The following is a 19401-nucleotide window of genomic DNA, read 5'->3' on the forward strand; positions in this document are numbered from 1 at the left end:
GGTTCTTGCGCGCCCCCGATGCGGCGTAGAAGGCGCGCGGACTTTCCCTGTTTCCTGCCAAGGCTAGGGGCGTGCTCGACGGCTTTGCAAGAGGAAAATGCCTATCGGACAGGCACACGCCCGGTTTCCGGTCGAGAAGCAGGCAGAGCCGGTCGGCGCCGCCCTGGACGGCCTATCGGGACGCGTCCGCTTCGGGCTCGGCCGCGACGAAGGCCGTGATCTCGGCAATCGCGGGCGCCATGGCGATGATGCCGTTGTGGTCGCCCTCGTCGAAGATCGCCGCCCGCGCCGCCGGCCAGACCCCGGGCAGCGCCTCGACCTCGGAGACCGGCGCGGCGTAGTCGTCGCGGGCATGGACGACGAGGCAGGCCTCGCGCCGGTGCTCCGCCATCGGCCGCCACGGAGTCTCGAGCGCATAGGGCGCGCCCGCGCGGTTCACCTCCTGCACGAAGGCGTCGAGGCAGCGGCCGCCGATGCCGTACTGGGTGCCGCCGTAGCGCACCAGCCGTGCCACCTCGAGCGGGGCCGAGACCAGCACCACCCGCGCGCAACCGAGCCCGCCATCGAGCGCGAAGAGCAGTCCGCTGGCGCCGACGCAATGGGCGATGACCGCATCGTAGGGCCCCTGCTCCTGCGCGGCGCGGGTGATCGCCGCGACGATCCCGGCCATCGAGCAATGGCCCCGCCCCAGCTTCAGGTGGCCGGGAAGGATCAGCGCATCGACCTCGGCACCGTCCTGCCGCAGCGCGCGGATCAGGCGGGCGAACTGCCGGACGTGCCCTTCATGGCCATGGACCAGCAGCACCCGGCGCGCGACGGTCTCGCCGTACGCCGCGTGGCGCAGGATCCCGGTATCCCCGCCCAGTGGCTTGAACTGCGCAATTCCGCGCGCCTCGATCCGCGCGGTATCGACCCATGTCCCGACCGCGAGGTAGCGCCGCGCGAGCAGCCGCGCCGTGAGCCCGGGGGCCACGGTCGCCGCACCCTGCAGGACCGCGCGACGGGCGCTCCTCAGCCACGGCACGAGGCGCGCACGCAGCGGCACGAGCGGAGCCGGCGACGAGACCGTTCCGGCACGCGCCTTCGCCAGCGCCAGGCGCGCGAACTGGAGATCCGGCGTTTTCATGTGCTTGGTCATAATGTCATTGGCCACGCCGGCCCCGGCGGGTTGATCGGAAGGATTTTCTTGCGGCGCGCCGGGCTTCGCACCACATGGGCTCGGCAGTCCTTATGCTCCGCAAACCAGAGCAAAATTAGGGCAGGATCGGTCGACAATTGAAATTCCCCTGTTGCCGCCCGCCAGCATGTCTCAACCAAGGCGCGACCGACCCGCACCGCCGCCCCGGATCGGGGCTTCCGCCCGGAGCGGGCGGCGCCTAATGTGGGCCGCATGGCCGATCCCCGATTCATCCATCTCCGCGTTCACACCGAATACTCCCTGCTCGAAGGCGCCGTCCGGCTGAAGAAGCTGCCCGGCCTCTGCGAGGCCATGGAGATGCCAGCCGTCGCCGTGACGGACACCAACAACCTGTTCTCGGCGCTGGAATTTTCCGTGACCGCGAGCGGTGCCGGCGTGCAGCCCATCATCGGCTGCCAGGTCGACCTGCGCTATCTCAACTCCGCCCCGGGCGAGCGCCCGAAGCCGCCCGCACCGGTGGTGCTTCTGGCGCAGAACGAGCGCGGGTACGAGAACCTGATGAAGCTCAACTCGCGGCTCTACATGCGCCATGACGGCGAGTTCCCGCATGTGCTGCTGGACGAGCTCGAAACCCTGTCCGACGGGCTGATCTGCCTCTCCGGCGGCCCCGACGGGCCGGTGGGCCGGCTCCTGCGCGAGAACCACCGTGCCGCCGCGCAGGTCCTGCTGACGCGGCTGCACCAGATCTTCGGCGACAGGCTCTACGTCGAGCTGCAGCGCCACCCCGGCGAGGACGGCCTGCCCGAGGCCGAGCGGCTGTCGGAGCGCGGCCACGTGGAGATGGCCTACGAGATGGGCCTGCCGCTGGTCGCCACCAACGACGTCTACTTCCCCAAGCCCGCGATGTACGAGGCCCATGACGCAATGATCTGCATCGCCGAGGGCGCCTATGTCGACCAGCAGCAGCCGCGCCGCCGGCTGACCCCGCAGCATTACCTGAAGACGCCGCAGGAGATGGTCACGCTCTTTGCCGACCTTCCCGAGGCCATCGAGAACACCGTCGAGATCGCCCGCCGCTGCGCCTTCATGGCCTATCGGCGCGACCCGATCCTGCCGAAATTCGCCGACGACGAGGTCGCCGAACTGCGCCGCATGGCGAACGAGGGCCTGCAACGCCGGCTCGCGGTGATCCCGCACGCGGTGACCGTCGAGCAATACCAGGAACGGCTCGATTTCGAGCTCGGCATCATCGAGGGCATGGGCTTCCCCGGCTACTTCCTGATCGTGGCCGACTTCATCCAGTGGGCCAAGGACCACGACATCCCCGTCGGCCCGGGCCGGGGCTCGGGTGCAGGCTCGCTGGTGGCCTACGCGCTGACCATCACCGACCTCGACCCGCTGCGCTATTCGCTGCTGTTCGAACGCTTCCTGAACCCCGAACGGGTCTCGATGCCCGACTTCGACATCGACTTCTGCATGGACCGCCGCGAAGAGGTGATCCGTTACGTTCAGGAGAAATACGGCCACGACAAGGTGGCGCAGATCATCACCTTCGGCGCGCTGCTGTCGAAGATGGCGGTGCGCGACGTCGGCCGGGTGCTGCAGATGCCCTACGGCCAGGTCGACCGCCTGTCCAAGATGATCCCGGTCGAGGGCGTGAAGCCGGTCTCGATCGAGAAGGCGCTGCAGGACGAACCGCGCCTGCGCGAGGAAGCCCGGAACGAGGAGGTCGTCGACCGCCTGCTCACCTACGGCCAGCAGATCGAGGGGCTGCTGCGCTCGGCCGGCACCCACGCCGCCGGCGTGGTGATCGCCGACCGCCCCACCGACGAGCTGGTGCCGCTCTACCAGGATCCGCGCTCCGAGATGCCGGCGACCCAGTTCAACATGAAATGGGTGGAACAGGCCGGCCTCGTGAAGTTCGACTTCCTCGGCCTGAAGACGCTGACCGTGATCCAGAACGCGGTGAACCTGATCCTCAAGGGCGGGCGCCCGATCCACGTCGCCGCCGACGGCACCCAGCTCTACGAGCCGGCCGAGGGTGGCGAGAACCAGATGAACCTCATCCCGCTGGATGACGAACGGACCTACAGGCTCTACGCCGACGCCAAGACGGTCGCGGTGTTCCAGGTGGAGAGCTCGGGCATGATGGATGCGCTCAAGCGCATGAAGCCCACCTGCATCGAGGACATCGTCGCGCTCGTGGCGCTCTACCGCCCCGGCCCGATGGAGAACATCCCGGTCTATTGCGAGGTCAAGAACGGCCTGCGCGAGATCACCTCGGTGCACCCCTCCATCGACCACATCCTTGCCGAGACGCAGGGCATCATCGTCTACCAGGAACAGGTGATGCAGATCGCGCAGGTCATGGCGGGCTACTCGCTCGGCGGCGCCGACCTGCTGCGCCGCGCCATGGGCAAGAAGATCAAGGAGGCGATGGACGCCGAGCGTCCCAAGTTCGAGAAGGGCGCCGCCGAGAACGGCGTCGACAAGAAGAAGGCCACCGAGGTCTTCGACCTTCTCGAGAAATTCGCCAACTACGGCTTCAACAAGTCCCACGCCGCCGCCTACGCGGTGGTGAGCTACCAGACCGCCTGGCTCAAGGCGAACCACCCGGTGGAGTTCATGGCAGGCGTCATGAACTGCGATATCCACCTGACCGACAAGCTCGCCACCTATTTCTACGAGGCCAAGAAGGGGCTGAAGCTCGATTACGTCCCGCCCTGCGTGAACCGCAGCCAGGCCACCTTCGACGTGGACAAGGGCAAGCTGGTCTACGCGCTCGGCGCGCTCAAGAACGTCGGCCTTGACGCGATGCGGCTGGTGGTCGAGGGGCGGCGCTCGGTGCCCGAGGATCCGAAGAGCCCCGACAAGCCCTTCGTCAACGTCTTCGACTTCGCCCGCCGGGTGGACCTCAAGCGCGTCGGCAAGCGGCCGCTCGAGATGCTGGCCCGCGCCGGATGCTTCGACCAGCTCGACCGCAACCGCCGCCGGATCTTCGAATCGCTCGACGCGCTGGTCGCCTACTCGGCCGCGGTGCACGAGCAGAAGCACTCGGCACAGGTGTCGCTCTTCGGCGAGGCCGGCGACGATCTGCCCGAGCCGCGGCTCTCGCCGGTTCCGGACTGGCTGCCCGCCGAGCGCCTTTCGGAAGAGTTCAAGGCCATCGGCTTCTACCTCTCCGGCCACCCGCTCGACGACTACATGCCCGCGCTGAAACGGCGCGACGTGATGCTGCTGGACGATGCCGAGAACAAGGCGCGCGGCGGCACCTGCCTCGTGAAGCTCGCGGGCGTGGTCGCCGGCCGGCAGGAGCGCAAGTCGGCCAAGGGCAACCGCTTCGCCTTTGCCCAGCTCTCGGATCCGTCGGGCGCCTACGAGGTGACGATCTTCTCGGACACGCTGGAGAAATCGCGCGACCTGCTCGAGACCGGTTCCAAGGTCGTCGTGACGGTCGAGGCGACGATGGAATCCGACCAGCTCAAGCTGCTCGCGCGCAGCTTCGGCCCGGTCGAGACCGTGGTGGCAGATGCCGGCGCCTCGGGGCTCCGGATCTTCATCGAGGACCCGGGCACGGTGGCGCAGGTCGCCTCGGTGCTGAGCCGCGCCGCCGAGCAGATGCCCAAGGCCGGGCGCGGCCCGGTGCGGCTGTGCCTTTCGGCGGCGGGTCTGCCGGGCGAGGTCGAGATGGACCTGCGGCAGGAATTCCCGGTGACGCCCGAGATCAAGGGCGCGGTGAAATCCCTCGACGGGGTGCTGGCGGTCGAGGACTTCTGACCCTCCGCCCGCGCCCCGGCCCGAACCCCTGCCTCAGTAATGCGGCGGGCGCTCGTCGCCCATGACGACGCCGCCGGTGCCCTCGCTCTGGCGCTCGGCCTCGCGGAGCAGCAGCATCTCGACCCGCCGGGTCAGCAGCGCGATCTCGCGGTCCTGCCGGGCGACGGTGTCCGAAAGGTCGTCGAGCGTCCGTTCGAGATGGGCGATGCGTTCTTCGAAGGGGGCGGTCTCACTGGGCATGGTCTCGGGCTCCTTTTGGCCGCGTGATAGGCGCCGCCGCGCGGGATGGAAAGGCCGCCGGGGTCGGCGGACCGCGGCCGGGCGACCTCCCCCGCGACGCTCGCCACAGGAAACCCGGGCCGGCGGTGGCGCTCCCCCTGTCTTCCTCTGGCCCCAAATATCCCCGCCGGAGGCATCCGGCACAAGCCTTCGCCGCGGCATATGGCCGTTGCGCGCGCCGCCCGTCGCTTGCCCCCGCACGCGCAAGCGGCTAAGGGAGGCGCGCAATCTGCACGAGCCCGGAGCCCGGCATGGCCAAAGAGAAGAAAGCCCCCCGTCCCAAGGCGCAGACGCCGAAGGGATTCCGCGACTACTTCGGTTCCGAAGTGACCGAGCGTGCCGAGATGCTGCACGCCATCGCCGGGGTGTATCATCGCTACGGCTTCGAGGCGCTGGAATCGAGCGCGGTCGAGACCGTCGAGGCGCTCGGCAAGTTCCTTCCCGACGTCGACCGTCCGAACGAGGGCGTCTTCGCCTGGCAGGACGAGGACGAGTCGTGGATGGCGCTGCGCTACGACCTGACCGCGCCGCTGGCGCGGGTCTACGCCCAGCACCGCAACGATCTTCCCCTGCCCTACCGGCGCTATGCCATGGGTCCCGTCTGGCGCAACGAGAAGCCCGGCCCCGGCCGCTTCCGCCAGTTCTACCAGTGCGATGCGGATACCGTTGGCGCGGCCAGCGTCGCGGCGGATGCCGAGATCTGCGCCATGCTGTCGGACACGCTGGAAGTGGTCGGCATCCCGCGCGGCGACTACCTGGTGCGGGTCAACAACCGCAAGGTCCTGAACGGCGTGCTCGAGGCCATGGGTCTCGACGACAACGCGCAGCGCGACGCGGTGCTGCGCACAATCGACAAGTTCGACAAGGTCGGCGAGTCCGGCGTCCGCGAGCTGCTCGGCAAGGGCCGGCTCGACGCCTCGGGCGCCTATATCGACGGCGTGGGCCTGTCGGACGCGCAGGCGGATCCGGTGCTGGCCTTCCTGACCTCCAAGGGCGCCGACGCCGGCGCCACCGTGGCGAACCTGCGCGCGGCGATCGGCAGCAGCCAGATCGGCGCCGAGGGCGTGGACGAGCTTGAGGAAATCGGCGCGCTGCTCGCCGCTCAGGGCTACGGCTCGGACCGCATCGAGATCGACCCCTCGGTGGTACGCGGCCTCGGCTACTACACCGGCCCGGTCTTCGAGGCCGAGCTCACCTTCGAGATCCTCGACGAGAAGGGCCGCAAGCGCCAGTTCGGCTCGGTCGCGGGCGGCGGGCGCTACGACGACCTCGTCAAGCGCTTTACCGGTCAGGCGGTGCCTGCGACCGGCGTCTCCATCGGCGTCGACCGGCTGCTGGCCGCGCTGCGCGAGAAGGGCCGCATCGGCTCGACCGCGCAGGGCCCCGTGGTGGTCACCGTCATGGACCGCGAGCGCATGGCCGACTACCAGGCCATGGTGTCCGAGCTGCGCAACGCCGGCATCCGGGCCGAGGTCTACCTCGGCAACCACAAGAACCTCGGCAATCAGCTCAAGTACGCGGACAAGCGCAACTCGCCCGTGGCCGTCATCGAGGGCGGCGACGAGAAGGCGCGCGGCGTGCTGCAGATCAAAGACCTGGTCCTTGGCGCCAGGCTCGCCCAGAACGCCAGCCTCGAGGAATGGAAGGAACGGCCCTCGCAATACGAGGTGCCGCGCGCCGAGATGGTGGCCAAGGTCAGAGAGATCCTCGAGCAATGGGCGTGACCATCGCAGAGCAGCGCGCCGAGGCCGTCCGGCTGCGCGCGCGCTTCTTGGAGGCCGGGGCGCAGAACGTCGACTGCGCCATCCTCCAGCCCGCCGAGACCCTGCTCGACCTCTACGGCGAGGACATCCGCGCCCGCGCCTACGTGACCCACGACCCGTCGCGGGGCGAGGTCATGCTGCGCCCGGACTTCACCATCCCCGTCGTGCAGATGCACATGGAAAGCGGCGCCGCGCCCTCGCGCTACACCTATTGCGGCGAGGTCTTCCGGCGGCAGGAAGAACACCCCGAGCGCGCCTCCGAGTATTTCCAGGTGGGCTACGAGCTCTTCGCAGACGACGATCCCGCCCGCGCCGATGCCGAGGTCTTCGCGCTCTTCGCCGAGACCCTCGCGCCGCACGGGCTGCGCGCGGTGACCGGCGACATCGGCATCCTCGCCTCGGCGGTGCAGGCGCTGCAGATCTCCGAACGCCGCCGCGCCGCGCTGATGCGCCACATCTGGCGCCCGCGCAGGTTCCGGGCGCTGCTCGACCGCTACTCCGGTCGCAGCCCGGTGCCGCCCTCGCGCAAGGCGCTGCTCGAAGCCGCCGATCCCATGGCCTCGGCCGGGCCGATGATTGGCCTGCGCTCCGAGGAAGAGATCGCCGCCCGCATCGCCGCGCTGCGCGAGGATGCCGCCGAGGGCCCGCTCTGCCGCAGCCAGGTCCAGCTCATCGACTCGCTGCTCGCCGTGCGCGAGACCTGCAGCTTCGCGCTCGAGCAGCTGCATGACATCGCCGTCGACCTGCCCGGCATGCTGCCCGCGGTCGAGCTTTTCGAACGCCGCTGCGAGGCGCTGGCCGCGCGCGGCGTCGACGTCGCGGCGCTGGAGTTCGAGGCAAGCTACGGCCGGACCTCGATGGAGTATTACGACGGGTTCGTGTTCGGCTTCCTGCCGGCGCAGCGGCCCGACCTGCCGCCGGTCGCCACCGGCGGGCGATATGACGCGCTGACCGCGCGTCTGGGCCAGGGCCGCGCCGCCCCCGCCGTGGGCGGGGTGATCCGGCCCGGACTTCTGCTGCAACTCGGGAGCCGGGCATGAGCATCAAGCTGGGCGTGCCGTCCAAGGGGCGGCTGATGGAAAAGACCTTCGACTGGTTCGGTGCCCGCGGCGTGCGGCTGACCCGTACCGGGTCCGAGCGCGAGTATTCCGGCGCGGTGGACGGCGTCGAGGGTGTCGACCTCGTACTGCTCTCGGCGGGTGAGATCCCGCGCGAGCTGGCTGCAGGCCGCATCCACCTTGGCGTGACCGGCACCGACCTGATCCGCGAGAAGCTGGTGCAGTGGGACCAGAAGGTCGAGCCGCTGGCCGAACTCGGTTTCGGCCAGGCGGACCTGATCGTCGCGGTGCCGGCCTGCTGGACCGACGTGAACACCCTCGACGACCTCGACGCCGCCGCCGCCGCCTTCCGCGAACGTCACGGCTTCCGCATGCGCATCGCCACCAAATACCACCGGCTGATCCGCGAGTACCTGCGGCGCGGCGGGGTGGCCGATTACCAGCTCGTCGACAGCCAGGGCGCGACCGAGGGCACGGTGAAGAACCTCACGGCCGAGGCTGTCGCCGACATCACCTCGACCGGCGAGACGCTGCGCGCGAACCACCTCAAGGTGCTTGAGGAAGAGCCGGTGCTGCGCAGCCAGGCCACGCTGTTCCGCAGCCGGGCCCCGCGCCTGAACGAGGCCGATCGTCTGGCGCTGCGCACGCTCTCGGCCAAGCTGCACGTCTGACCCCCCAGCCCCGGTTCCGGTCGCCGAACGGGCAGCCCGCGGTCTCTGCAGCGGGTTGAGCCATTCTTTCCTGTTTCCCCGCGCCCTGCCGTGCAAGTCTCGGCTCGAGAGGGCATTTCGGGTCCTCCCGAAATGCGCAGGCGGCACAGGAGGACAGCTCATGAAGGTCGGAATCGTCGGAGCAGGCATGGTGGGCTCGGCCGCGGGCTACGCACTGGCGCTTCGTGGCGGCGCCAGCCACGTGGTGCTGGTCGATCGCAGCGCGGCACTGGCCGCAGCGCAGGCCGAGGACATCGCCCACGCGGTGCCCTTCGCCCACCCCTGCCGGGTCGAGGCGGGAGACTACGCCGCGCTCGAGGGCGCGGGCCTGGTCATCCTCGCCGCGGGGGTCGCGCAAAAGCCGGGCGAAAGCCGCCTGAGCCTTCTGTCGCGCAATGCCGAGGTCTTTGCGCAGGTGATCGAAGGCGTGCAGAAGGCCGCGCCGGATGCAATGCTGCTGGTCGCCTCGAACCCGGTGGACGTGATGACCGAAATCGCGCTCCGCGCTTCGGGGTTGCCCGCCGCGCGGGTGATCGGCTCGGGCACCATCCTCGATACGGCGCGGTTCCGCAGCCTGATCGCCGGTCATCTCGGCATCGCTCCGCAGTCGGTCCACGCCTACGTGCTGGGAGAACACGGCGATTCCGAGGTGCTGGCGTGGGCCTCGGCCCGCGCCGGATCGGAGCCCGTCGCGCGCTTCGCCGCGCAGGTGGGCGCGGCCCTGACCGACGAGGTTCGGGCCCGCATCGACGAAGGCGTGCGCCGCGCCGCCTACCGCATCATCGAGGGCAAGGGAGCCACGTGGTACGGCATCGGCGCCGGGCTCGCGCGGATCGTGCAGGCGGTGCGCGACGACCAGCGCGCGGTGCTGTCGGTGTCCATCGTCACGCCCGGGGTCGAAGGCGTCTCGGACGTGGCGCTGAGCCTACCGCGCGTGGTGGGCCGGGATGGCGTGGTGGCCACGCTGATGCCCGAGCTCGCGGCGGACGAGGCCGCCGCCCTGAAACGCTCGGCGGAGCTGCTCAAGGAGACCGCGTCGCAGCTTGTCTGAGGCGCGCCGGACAGGCGCCGCTGACACGCGAACGCGGGCCGCTCAGACTCAGGCGATGATGTCGGGGGTCAGACGATCCTCGATCAGCGCGATCTTGTCCTTGAGGAAAAGCTTCTTCTTCTTGAGACGTTGCAGCGTCAGCTGATCGGCCACGCCGCGCTCGTGAAGGGCTCGGATCGCTTCATCGAGATCGCGGTGTTCGCGCTTGAAGACCTCCAGCTCCACACGCAACACGTCCTCGGTTTTCATCGAGATGTCTTGCGGTGCGTCCATGCTGGCAAACTCCTTGCGGTGCAGGGGTTTAGAATAGCAACCTTCTCCCCCTTGGCAAAGCCCTTGCGCACAATCCGGCGCGTTCCCATATTCATTTGGCAAGGGTTGCCGAAGCGCGGGACCCGGCGGACGGTCGCTTTCTGCAAAGGACGTGTCGATGAGTAAACTGACCTTGGGATCTTATCCCCACATGCTCGGCTTTGAGCAACTCGAGCGGCTGCTCGAGCGAACCGCCAAGTCGAGCGAAGGCTACCCGCCGTTCAATATCGAGCAGACCTCCGATTTTTCCTATCGCATCACGCTTGCCGTGGCCGGATTCTCGGAAGAGGACCTCGCGATCACCGTCGAGGACCGTCAGCTCGTGATCCGTGGCCGGCAACGCGAAGATGGGGCCCAGCGCATCTTTTTGCATCGGGGCATTGCCGCACGGCAATTCCAGCGCAGTTTCGTCTTGGCCGATGGTGTCGAGGTGGGTGAGGCTGTGATGGAGAACGGTCTGCTGCACGTGGACCTCACGCTCTCCCGTCCCGAGACGGTCGTTCAGACAATCCAGATCAAGAAGGGGTAAGCCATGAATACCAGGTTCGACTTCAGACTTCCGGGTGAAGACCGCATCGTCTACGTGCGCCCCGTGGCTGCCCAGGATCTCCCAGAAGAGATGCAGAGCCAGCTCGGCGGGCTCGAGACGCTCTACGCGGTGCACAATTCCGACGGTGAACGGCTGGCGCTGGTCAAGGACCGCAAGCTTGCCTTCATCCTCGCCCGCCAGAACGACCTGGCACCGGTGACGGTGCACTGACGCTTTCGCGTCGCGGTGGCCCGGGTGCCGCCGCGACGCCAAGCCCTGTCCCCCCGACATTTCGCGAATGATCAGGCGCGCCGCCAGCGGTGCATGACGTCCGGGCCCACGGCGCGGACCTCATCCAGAACGAAGCGCGGCGCCTCCGAAAGCCTGTCGACCCCCATCGCCCCGATGCCCGGCCGCCCCTCGGCGCCAAGCGCGAGGCCGGCGGTGAAGCCCACCAGCTCGTCCACCAGATCCGCCGACAGCAGCGACGCGGCAAGCTGCCCGCCGCCTTCGCAGAACACCCGGGTCAGGCCCTGCTCTCCCAGTTCCCGCAGCAGCCCGTGCGGATCGACGCGCCCGGCGCGGATCTCGCAGGGGATCAGCTTGGCACCGCAGCTCTGCCACGCCTTGCGCGTCGCGGGGGCGGCGTCGGAGCCATGCGCCAGCCACACCGGAACCTGCCGCGCGGTGCTGGCGAGCTTGCTCATCAGCGGCACGTCGATCAGGCGCGAGACCACCACGCGGACCGGCTGGCGCACCTCGCCCCAGCCGCGCACGGTCAGAGCGGGGTCGTCGGAACGTGCGGTGCCCGCGCCCACCATCACCGCGTCATGCGCTGCGCGCAGGCCATGGACGACGCGACGCGCCTCGGGCCCGGTGATCCACTGGCTCTCGCCGGTGGCGGTGGCGATGCGGCCGTCGAAACTGTTGGCAAGCTTGAGGGTGACCAGCGGCCGCCCCTCCCCCACCTTCAGGAAGAACCCGGCATGATCGCGGGCGGCCTCTTCTGCCAGTACACCGGTGGTGACCTCGATGCCGTGGCGGCGCAGGTGCTCGAACCCCTTGCCCGAGACCCGCGGGTCGCTGTCAGCGAGGGGCGCCACGACCCGTGCGACCCCGGCCTTGACCAGCGCCTCGGCGCAGGGCGGGGTCTTGCCGTGATGGGCGCAGGGTTCCAGCGTCACGTAGACGGTGGCGCCGCGGGCCGCAGCCCCGGCCTGTGCCAGCGCCTGCGGCTCGGCATGGGGGCGTCCGCCCGGCGCGGTCGCGCCGCGTCCGATCACCCGGCCGTCCTTGACGATGACGCAGCCCACCGCGGGGTTCGGCCAGCATTGGCCCATGCGCCTGCGACCCAGCCGGAGGGCATGGGCCATGTGCCGGATGTCCTGTGTCACTTATCTGCCTGGGCAGCCTCGGGGCGCAGTTCACTGACGAACTTGTCGAAGTCGTCGGCGGCCTGGAAATTCTTGTAGACGCTGGCGAAGCGGACGTAGGCCACGGTGTCGATCCGGGCCAGGGTCTCCATCACGATCTCGCCGATTTGCTTGGAGGCGATGTCGGTCTCGCCGAGGCTCTCAAGGCGCCGCACGATGCCCGAGATCATCTGGTCGATGCGTTCGGGCTCTATCGGCCGCTTCTGCAGCGCGATGCGGATCGAGCGTTCGAGCTTGCCGCGGTCGAAATCCTCGCGTCGTCCGTTCGACTTGATCACCACGAGATCGCGCAGCTGCACGCGCTCGTAGGTGGTGAACCGGCCACCGCAGGCCGGGCAGAAACGGCGGCGACGGATCGAGACATGCTCTTCCGCGGGCCGGGAATCTTTCACTTGCGTATCGATGTGTCCGCAAAACGGGCAGCGCATCGCCGTCCCCCTCACTTGATCTTTCTGCCACGGTCGTGGGTTGGCCCCACTTATCCACAGCCACTATAGGGGAGCTGCCAAACATTGGGTAGAGCAGAATTTCAGCAACAAGATCGTGAGAGAAAACAGCGGCGAAATCTGCCCGCGTTTTCTCCTGCGGTGGGTTCAGCCGCCCAGATGCGCGACGATCTGGCGGCGGTGCGGCGCCGCGCGGTGCTCGAAGAGATAGATCCCCTGCCACGTGCCAAGCGCGAGCTGCCCGTCGGTGACCGGGATCGAGAGGCTGACCGGAAGCAGCGCCGCCTTGATGTGGGCGGGCATGTCGTCGGGGCCTTCGTACGTGTGGGTGAGATAGCTCATCGCCGGGTGGTCAGAGGGTGGCACCAGCCGGTGGAAGAAGGCGGCGAGGTCGGTACGGACCTCCGGGTCGGCATTCTCCTGAATGACGAGCGACGCCGAGGTGTGCTTCACGAAGAGCGTCAGCAGCCCGATGTCGCGGCCGCAGCCGTGGACCCAGCGCGTGACGTCGCGGGTGATCTCGTAGAGCCCCGCACCGCGGGTCTGGACCGAGAAGCTTGTCTGCATCGCAATCCCTTTTGCCCCTGCCTAGCGCAGCGGGGCCGCGACGGGAAGCGCCGCGATCACGCCTCGGTCACCACGCACGCGACGCCCGGCATGTCGTTGGTGTCGTCGAACAGGATGGGCGAGCCGGAATCCGTCACCGCGGGCATCTGGCCGATCTCGCGCAGCGACTGACGACACTCCGCAAGCTCGTCCGGTGACACCTCGATCTTGATCACTTCGGCCTCCTCCGACATCATCGCCTCGGTGGCGGCGAAAGCGGCGACGGATGCGCAAGTGGCGACGACGGTCAGAACGATCAGGCGGGTCATGTGGCTCTCCTTTGGTTCGACAATGGAACGCGGCAAGACGCGAGAATGTTCCGTATTTCAGTGGATTTAGCCTGTCCGGAGCGGTTTGAGGGCAAACCCCGGTCAGTTGCAGGCGCCGCCCCAGCTCTGCGTCTCGGGGCACCAGAGCTCGCCCGCGGCGAGCTTGGCCTCGAAGAGCGGGTAGAAATCCGCCTCGGTCACCGAGCCCGCGTCGCAGGCCAGATCCGCCACCTCGCTGTCGCCCTCGGCCACGATGACACGCCCCTCGGTCACCGGCGCATCGCCCGTCGCGAGCCGGTCGACGGAGTAGGACACGAGGTAGTCGTGACTGCCGTTGTGGAAGGTCACCTCCTCCCACAGGTGGCGCCCGATGCCGTTCCACGGCGTCATCGCGACGCCGGTCACCGGGCGGGCCAGCAGCAGCTCGGCGGTGCCCTGCGCGGGCCCGAAGCGGTAGAGTGCGACCTCGCCCTGAAGGCAGATGTCGAGCGCCTTGGTGCCGCCGTTCAGCGTGCAGTGAAAGAGCGGCTCGCCCGAGCCGAAACAGCCGGCCTGCGCCATGGCGGGCAGCCCGATGAAAAGCGAGACAAGCAGAGGCTTCATGGCGAATGGTCCTTCCTGAACGGGTTACCAGCGGCAATTGCCGACATAGGAGCGTTCGGGCGCGCAGACCAGCTCCTGTCGCGGGAACATCACCCGCAGGCCGGTGTCGAACTCGGCCCCGAAGCCGCCGTTGCCCCAGCCCCAGCTGCCCGTCCCGGCCTCGTCGAGGAGGGAGTCGCAGCTCTGGCCGAGGTAGAGCACCTCGGTGCGCTTCGTCACCTCCGTGTCGGTCCCCCGCCCCCGGACCCGCGAGACCGGCGCCAGCGAGGTCAGTACGTAGCCGTCCGCGTTGCAGGTCAGCGCGTATTCGTGGCCCCCGGACGAGACATAGACCTGGTCCACCGGCTGCGCCCGCAGCGCGGTGGAAAGGAAACCGAGCGCGATGGCGACGACGGTCAGGATGATCCGCATGGCCGTTCCTCCGGGGACTGTCCCAAGGATGCCCAGGCCGGGGCGCCCGGCATAGTCCGGCATTCCCCACCCATGGGCGGCCATGCCGGCACCGACGGCGGCAAGGAAAAAGCCGCTCCCGGGCGGGAGCGGCACGGCCACTGATCGCATCATGGCGGTCGGGCTCAGCCGAAGAGCCGCGCGCCCTGTTCGTCGATCATTTGGCGGGCCTTGCGCAGCGAGGCCTCGACCGCATCGTCCCGCTCGCGCATGACGTCGGCGCGGATCAGGTGGTGGGTCTTGGTCTCGCCGTCGATCTCGGCCTCGATATGCGCCGAGATCCGGTACTGGCCGTCGGCCGAGATCGGATCGGGCGTGATCAGGAAGCCCTTGTACTCGACCGGATCGGCCTTGGGGCCCGTGTCGGCGGCGGCACCGCCGCCACCACCGAAGAGACGCTTCAGGAACGACATGGCTTACTGGTCCAAGAAGCTGCGCAGCTTGCGCGACCGCGACGGGTGCTTGAGCTTGCGAAGCGCCTTGGCCTCGATCTGACGGATCCGCTCGCGCGTCACCGAGAACTGCTGGCCGACCTCTTCCAGCGTGTGGTCGGTGTTCATCCCGATGCCGAAACGCATCCGCAGAACCCGCTCCTCGCGCGGGGTGAGCGACGACAGAACGCGGGTCGTGGTTTCCTTCAGGTTCTCCTGAATGGCGGAATCCAGCGGCAGGATCGCGTTCTTGTCCTCGATGAAGTCGCCGAGCTGGCTGTCTTCCTCGTCGCCGATGGGCGTCTCGAGCGAGATCGGCTCCTTGGCGATCTTCATCACCTTGCGGACCTTCTCGAGCGGCATCTGCAGCTTTTCTGCCAGCTCTTCCGGCGTCGGCTCGCGGCCGATCTCGTGCAGCATCTGGCGACCGGTGCGGACCAGCTTGTTGATGGTCTCGATCATGTGGACCGGGATCCGGATGGTGCGGGCCTGGTCCGCGATGGACCGGGTGATCGCCTGACGGATCCACCACGTGGCGTAGGTCGAGAACTTGTAGCCGCGGCGGTATTCGAACTTGTCGACCGCCTTCATCAGGCCGATGTTGCCTTCCTGGATGAGATCCAGGAACTGCAGGCCGCGGTTGGTGTACTTCTTGGCGATGGAGATCACGAGACGCAGGTTGGCCTCGACCATTTCCTTCTTGGCCTGCCGCGCTTCCTTCTCGCCCTTCTGCACCTGGTTCACGATGCGGCGGAATTCCGAGATGTCGAGACCGACGTACTGGCCGACCTGCGCCATGTCGGCGCGCAGCTCTTCGACCTTGTCGCTGAAGCGCTCGATGAACATCTGCCAGCCACGGCCGGACTTCTCGTTCATCCGCTCCATCCAGTTCGGATCGAGCTCGTTGCCACGGTACTCGTCCACGAACTCGCGACGGTTGATGCGGGCCTGGTCGGCGAGCTTCACCATGCTCGAGTCGATCGACATGATGCGGCGGTTGATGCCGTAGAGCTGGTCGATCAGCGCCTCGATACGGTTGTTGTGCAGGTGCAGGCCGTTCACGAGCTCGACGATCTCGGAGCGGAGCTTCTGGTAGAGCGCCTCGTCGCTCTGCGAGAAGGAGCCGTCCTCGTTCAGCGTCGCGCTGATCCGGGCGTCCTGCATCTCTGCCAGTTCCTCGTAGTCGCGCGAGATCCGCTCAAGCGTCTCGAGCACGCGCGGCTTCAGCGCGGTTTCCATCGCGGCGAGCGACATGTTGGCCTGCTCGTCGTCGTCCTCGTCGTCCTCGCGGGCGATAGGATTGCCGTCGGCATCGAGCTCGGGCTCGTCGCGGCGCGGCTTCTCGGAGCCGGAGACGGAGCCGGAGCCGGAGCCGGTGTCGACCACGGTGCCCTCGAGGTCGCCCTCCTCGTCCATCTGGTTGCCGAAGGTGGTCTCGAGGTCGATCACGTCGCGCAGCAGGATCTCTTCCTCGAGAAGTTCCTGGTGCCAGATGGTGATGGCCTGGAAGGTCAGCGGGCTCTCGCAGAGGCCAGCGATCATCGTGTTGCGGCCGGCCTCGATGCGCTTGGCGATGGCGATCTCGCCCTCGCGCGAGAGCAGCTCGACCGAGCCCATCTCGCGCAGGTACATGCGCACCGGGTCGTCGGTGCGATCAAGCTTCTCGTTCTGCCCCGAAGAGAGCGCGACGTCACGACCACGCGAGGCGTCGACCAGTTCGGTCGAGCCTTTGTTGTCCTTGTCGTCGTCGGACTCGCCCTCTTCGTCATCCTCGGTGACCTGGATGCCCATTTCCGAGAGCATCGACATCACGTCCTCGATCTGGTCGGACGAGACCTGATCGGGCGGGAGGACCTGGTTGAGCTGGTCGTAGGTGATGTAGCCACGCTCGCGCGCCTCGGCGATCATCTTCTTGACCGCCGCCTGGCTCATGTCGAGGCTGTGGCCATCGTCCTGAGAGTCGGGCTTGGCGTCGTCGTTGTCTTTGGCTGCCATGAAATGCTCCGTCAGAGGGAGGCGGCCCAGAGGGCCGGCGGTCGCGCGGGTGTTGTGATTCGTTGCCGCGAATCATGGGGGGAATCAACTGATTCGGCCACCCGTTGCCACCTGTTTTCTCCAGTTTCCCGTAAATGCACAGCTAGTTCCCGTGCTTGGAAAAGCGAATCTGTTGCATGAGCGCCGCGGCACGCTCCATCTCCTCCTTGTCGAGCTCCACGCCATTGGGGGCGATATGGAACTCAGTTCTGTCCTCGGCGCTTCCGCGTTGCACCCTGTCGTATGTCTCGTTTGCCAGCTTCAGCCGTTCGGTCACCACCTCGTCGGCCAATTCATGCATATCGGCCTCCGCCTCGTGGATTTCAAGACTGCGTCCGGCGGCGGCCTCGATCCGGTCGAGGTAGTCGATGATGGTCATGCGGGCAAATTCGGGATCCTGGCGGCGCAGGCACGGCACGATCATCAGATGGCGCGCTGCGAGAAAAGATTCAAGGGCTTCGGGGCCTATGGCGTCGGCGACCATGTCCCGGACACGCTCGGGCTCTGCATCCATGCAGCGCAGCAGCGCGTTGCGCAGCATGGCGTGGTCCGCGTCAGCACAGGCCATCGCCTCGATCCGGTGCTCGAACTCGGTGAGGAACGACGGGTAGGACAGCAGCACCGCGAGGATCACCGCCTCGCGCAGCCGGGTCTCGCCCGCCTCGCCCACCGACACCAGCAGCGAAGAGCGCACGCTGGCGCTTGGCGGCGCCGGTGCGTTCCACGCCCGCTTCGCCGCGCCCTTGCCGCTGCCGCCGCGGGGCTGGCGCTGCGCACGGAAGAGCTGCCAGCGCAGGTCCTTGATCTCGTCGCCGTAGTGGCGGCGCAGGCCCTGATCCTGCACGGTCTTGATCACCTCGCGCAGCCGCGCATCCAGCGCCGCCTTGCGTTCGGGGCTGTCGAAGGATTTGCCCTCGGTCTCGCGCCGCCAGAGCAGCTGCACCATCGGCATCGCCTGCTCGAGCACCCGCGCCACGGCGGCGGGCCCCTCGGCGCGCAGCAGGTCGTCGGGGTCCTTGCCCTCGGGCATCAGCGCGAAACGCAGCGACTTGCCCGCCTGCAGAAGCGGCAGCGCAAGGTCGATGACGCGGTAGGCGGCGCGCAGGCCCGCCTTGTCGCCGTCGAGCGCCACGATGGGCTCGTCCGAGATCCGCCACAGCAGCTGCAGCTGGGTCTCGGTCACCGCGGTGCCGAGCGGCGCCACCGAGGCGCCGAACCCGGCCTCGGAAAGCGCGATGACATCCATGTAGCCCTCGGCCACGATCAGCGGCTGGCCCTTGCCCGCCGCCTCGCGCGCCGGCGCGTGGTTGTAGAGGTTGCGGCCCTTGTCGAAGAGCTCGGTCTCGGGCGAGTTCAGGTATTTCGCGTTGTCTTTGGGATCCATGGCGCGGCCGCCAAAGGCGATGGCCCGGCCCCGCCCGTCTCGGATCGGGAACATGATGCGGTTGCGGAAGACGTCATAGGGCGCCCGGCCCCGGTCCGACGGCTTGGCGAGCCCCGCGCCCAGGATCAGCTCCTCGGCCACGCCCTGCCCGCGCAGGTGATCCCAGAGGTTCTGCCAGCCCTCGGGCGCGAAGCCGAGCTCGAAGCGGTCGCGCACCGACTCGTCGAGCCCGCGCCGGTCGAGATAGGCGCGCGCCGCCGTGGCGCCGCCGCTGCGCAGCTGCATCCGGAACCAGCGCACCGCCTGCTCCATCACCTCGGAGAGCTGGCTGCGCCGGTCGGCCTGCTTCGCCGCCTGCGGATCGCGGGCGGGCATCGGCATCCCGGCCTCGCGGGCGAGGATCTCGACCGCCTCCATGAACTCGACGTTTTCGCTCTCGCGGATGAAGGAGATGGCGTCGCCCTTCGCCTGGCAGCCGAAGCAGTAGTAGAATCCCTTGCGGTCATCGACGTGGAACGAGGCCGACTTTTCCTGGTGGAACGGGCACGGCGCCCACATGTCGCCCTTGGCCTGGTTGGACTTGCGGTTGTCCCACATGACCTTGCGCCCCACGACCTGTGACAGGCTCGTGCGGTTGCGCAGTTCGTCGAGGAAACCGGGGGGCAGACTCATGCGCCAAATATCCGCGAGGCCGCGCCCCGAGTCCAGAAGGTCTCTTGCGAACTCTGCAAAGGCGCTGCGCGGCGCCGGCGGTCGGGACCGCCTCCGGGGGGCGGTCCCGCCATGTCGGTCACGCCGTCACTTGGCAGCGAGGCACTGCGCCTTCCAGGCGGTGCCCAGCGCATCGGTGAGCTGGTCCTCGGGCAGGTCGTAGATCCAGTCCGAGAGCATGTCGCCGGCGGTGTGGTCGAGCTTTTCGCGCAGCATCCGGCGCGCCTGTTCCTTGGGCGCACCGGCCTTGCGGGCGGCGACGGCCTCCATCACCACGGCGGCGCTCTTGGTGCACTGCGCTTCCTTCGCGGCGTCCTGCGCGGCCAGGGGGCCTGCCGCAAGACCCAGGGCCAGAACCAGTCCGGTCAGACGCATGGGCGTTGCTCCTGTATTGGGCTGCGTGTTTTCCCTGACCTA

General features: G+C 68.2%; 20 protein-coding genes. 7 read left to right on the top strand and 13 right to left on the bottom strand.

Translation table 11 applies throughout. From position 1 onward, the window contains the following. Window positions 1-172: 172 nt before the first annotated feature. Complete coding sequence (locus tag BLQ77_RS10025) at window positions 173-1126, bottom strand: alpha/beta hydrolase (RefSeq protein WP_131822006.1); 954 nt, start codon at window positions 1124-1126, stop codon at window positions 173-175. Between the two features lie 264 nt (window positions 1127-1390). Here BLQ77_RS10025 and dnaE point away from each other — a divergent pair, with 264 nt between their 5' ends. Next, window positions 1391-4915 carry a DNA polymerase III subunit alpha gene (dnaE, locus tag BLQ77_RS10030; RefSeq protein WP_089958507.1) on the top strand — a complete coding sequence of 1175 codons (3525 nt, stop codon included), beginning with the start codon at window positions 1391-1393 and terminating at the stop codon, window positions 4913-4915. 33 nt (window positions 4916-4948) lie between these two features. Here dnaE and BLQ77_RS10035 read toward each other — a convergent pair whose 3' ends face one another. Further along, complete coding sequence (locus BLQ77_RS10035; protein ID WP_008883122.1) at window positions 4949-5155, bottom strand: SlyX family protein; 207 nt, start codon at window positions 5153-5155, stop codon at window positions 4949-4951. A 290-nt stretch (window positions 5156-5445) separates the two neighbouring features. Between BLQ77_RS10035 and hisS the strand changes: the two genes are divergently transcribed. The 4 genes from hisS (at window position 5446) to BLQ77_RS10055 (ending at window position 9776) form a co-directional block, all read left to right on the top strand. Continuing rightward, the gene (gene hisS / locus BLQ77_RS10040) at window positions 5446-6918 is read left to right on the top strand and encodes a histidine--tRNA ligase (RefSeq protein WP_089958509.1); all 1473 of its coding nucleotides are present in this window, start codon (window positions 5446-5448) and stop codon (window positions 6916-6918) included. Next, window positions 6909-7997 (top strand): ATP phosphoribosyltransferase regulatory subunit, encoded by a 1089-nt coding sequence (locus BLQ77_RS10045; RefSeq protein ID WP_008883096.1) that lies wholly within the window; start codon window positions 6909-6911, stop codon window positions 7995-7997. The genes hisS and BLQ77_RS10045 overlap by 10 nt, the downstream gene beginning before the upstream one ends. After that, window positions 7994-8686 (top strand): ATP phosphoribosyltransferase, encoded by a 693-nt coding sequence (hisG, locus tag BLQ77_RS10050; protein WP_089958511.1) that lies wholly within the window; start codon window positions 7994-7996, stop codon window positions 8684-8686. The genes BLQ77_RS10045 and hisG overlap by 4 nt, the downstream gene beginning before the upstream one ends. A gap of 160 nt (window positions 8687-8846) precedes the next feature. Next, window positions 8847-9776 (top strand): L-lactate dehydrogenase, encoded by a 930-nt coding sequence (locus BLQ77_RS10055; protein ID WP_089958513.1) that lies wholly within the window; start codon window positions 8847-8849, stop codon window positions 9774-9776. Between the two features lie 48 nt (window positions 9777-9824). Here the strand turns inward: BLQ77_RS10055 and BLQ77_RS10060 are convergent, their stop codons facing one another. Continuing rightward, window positions 9825-10049, bottom strand: a complete 225-nt coding sequence (locus BLQ77_RS10060) for a YdcH family protein (RefSeq protein WP_008883050.1) — start codon at window positions 10047-10049, stop codon at window positions 9825-9827. Window positions 10050-10206: 157 nt separating this feature from the next. Here BLQ77_RS10060 and BLQ77_RS10065 point away from each other — a divergent pair, with 157 nt between their 5' ends. Then, entirely contained in the window at window positions 10207-10617 is a 411-nt protein-coding gene (locus BLQ77_RS10065) for an Hsp20 family protein (RefSeq protein ID WP_040383615.1), read from the top strand. A gap of 3 nt (window positions 10618-10620) precedes the next feature. Beyond that, window positions 10621-10848: a DUF1150 family protein gene (locus tag BLQ77_RS10070; protein WP_008883521.1), complete on the top strand. Its 228-nt coding sequence runs from the start codon at window positions 10621-10623 to the stop codon at window positions 10846-10848. Between the two features lie 71 nt (window positions 10849-10919). Here the strand turns inward: BLQ77_RS10070 and ribD are convergent, their stop codons facing one another. The 10 genes from ribD to BLQ77_RS10120 form a co-directional block, all read right to left on the bottom strand. Next, window positions 10920-12011, bottom strand: a complete 1092-nt coding sequence (gene ribD, locus BLQ77_RS10075) for a bifunctional diaminohydroxyphosphoribosylaminopyrimidine deaminase/5-amino-6-(5-phosphoribosylamino)uracil reductase RibD (RefSeq protein WP_311135899.1) — start codon at window positions 12009-12011, stop codon at window positions 10920-10922. Continuing rightward, window positions 12008-12478 carry a transcriptional regulator NrdR gene (gene nrdR, locus BLQ77_RS10080; RefSeq protein WP_008883217.1) on the bottom strand — a complete coding sequence of 157 codons (471 nt, stop codon included), beginning with the start codon at window positions 12476-12478 and terminating at the stop codon, window positions 12008-12010. The genes ribD and nrdR overlap by 4 nt, the downstream gene beginning before the upstream one ends. A 165-nt stretch (window positions 12479-12643) precedes the next feature. Further along, complete coding sequence (locus BLQ77_RS10085; protein WP_089958517.1) at window positions 12644-13063, bottom strand: secondary thiamine-phosphate synthase enzyme YjbQ; 420 nt, start codon at window positions 13061-13063, stop codon at window positions 12644-12646. Between the two features lie 56 nt (window positions 13064-13119). After that, entirely contained in the window at window positions 13120-13371 is a 252-nt protein-coding gene (locus tag BLQ77_RS10090; RefSeq protein WP_008883357.1) for a hypothetical protein, read from the bottom strand. A 102-nt stretch (window positions 13372-13473) separates the two neighbouring features. Then, window positions 13474-13974: a hypothetical protein gene (locus tag BLQ77_RS10095; RefSeq protein ID WP_089958520.1), complete on the bottom strand. Its 501-nt coding sequence runs from the start codon at window positions 13972-13974 to the stop codon at window positions 13474-13476. 24 nt (window positions 13975-13998) lie between these two features. Next, window positions 13999-14385 carry a hypothetical protein gene (locus BLQ77_RS10100; RefSeq protein ID WP_089958521.1) on the bottom strand — a complete coding sequence of 129 codons (387 nt, stop codon included), beginning with the start codon at window positions 14383-14385 and terminating at the stop codon, window positions 13999-14001. 164 nt (window positions 14386-14549) lie between these two features. Further along, complete coding sequence (locus BLQ77_RS10105; RefSeq protein ID WP_008883408.1) at window positions 14550-14837, bottom strand: HlyU family transcriptional regulator; 288 nt, start codon at window positions 14835-14837, stop codon at window positions 14550-14552. Between the two features lie 3 nt (window positions 14838-14840). Further along, on the bottom strand, window positions 14841-16850 hold the full coding sequence (gene rpoD / locus BLQ77_RS10110) for an RNA polymerase sigma factor RpoD (RefSeq protein ID WP_089958524.1): 2010 nt from the start codon (window positions 16848-16850) through the stop codon (window positions 14841-14843). Window positions 16851-16992: 142 nt separating this feature from the next. Next, window positions 16993-18945: a DNA primase gene (dnaG, locus tag BLQ77_RS10115; RefSeq protein ID WP_089958525.1), complete on the bottom strand. Its 1953-nt coding sequence runs from the start codon at window positions 18943-18945 to the stop codon at window positions 16993-16995. A gap of 126 nt (window positions 18946-19071) precedes the next feature. Continuing rightward, a complete protein-coding gene (locus BLQ77_RS10120) occupies window positions 19072-19359 on the bottom strand; it encodes a hypothetical protein (RefSeq protein WP_008883432.1) in 288 nt (95 codons plus the stop codon). Window positions 19360-19401: the final 42 nt, after the last annotated feature.

The sequence above is a fragment of the Salipiger thiooxidans genome (assembly GCF_900102075.1).
GTDB lineage: Bacteria > Pseudomonadota > Alphaproteobacteria > Rhodobacterales > Rhodobacteraceae > Salipiger > Salipiger thiooxidans.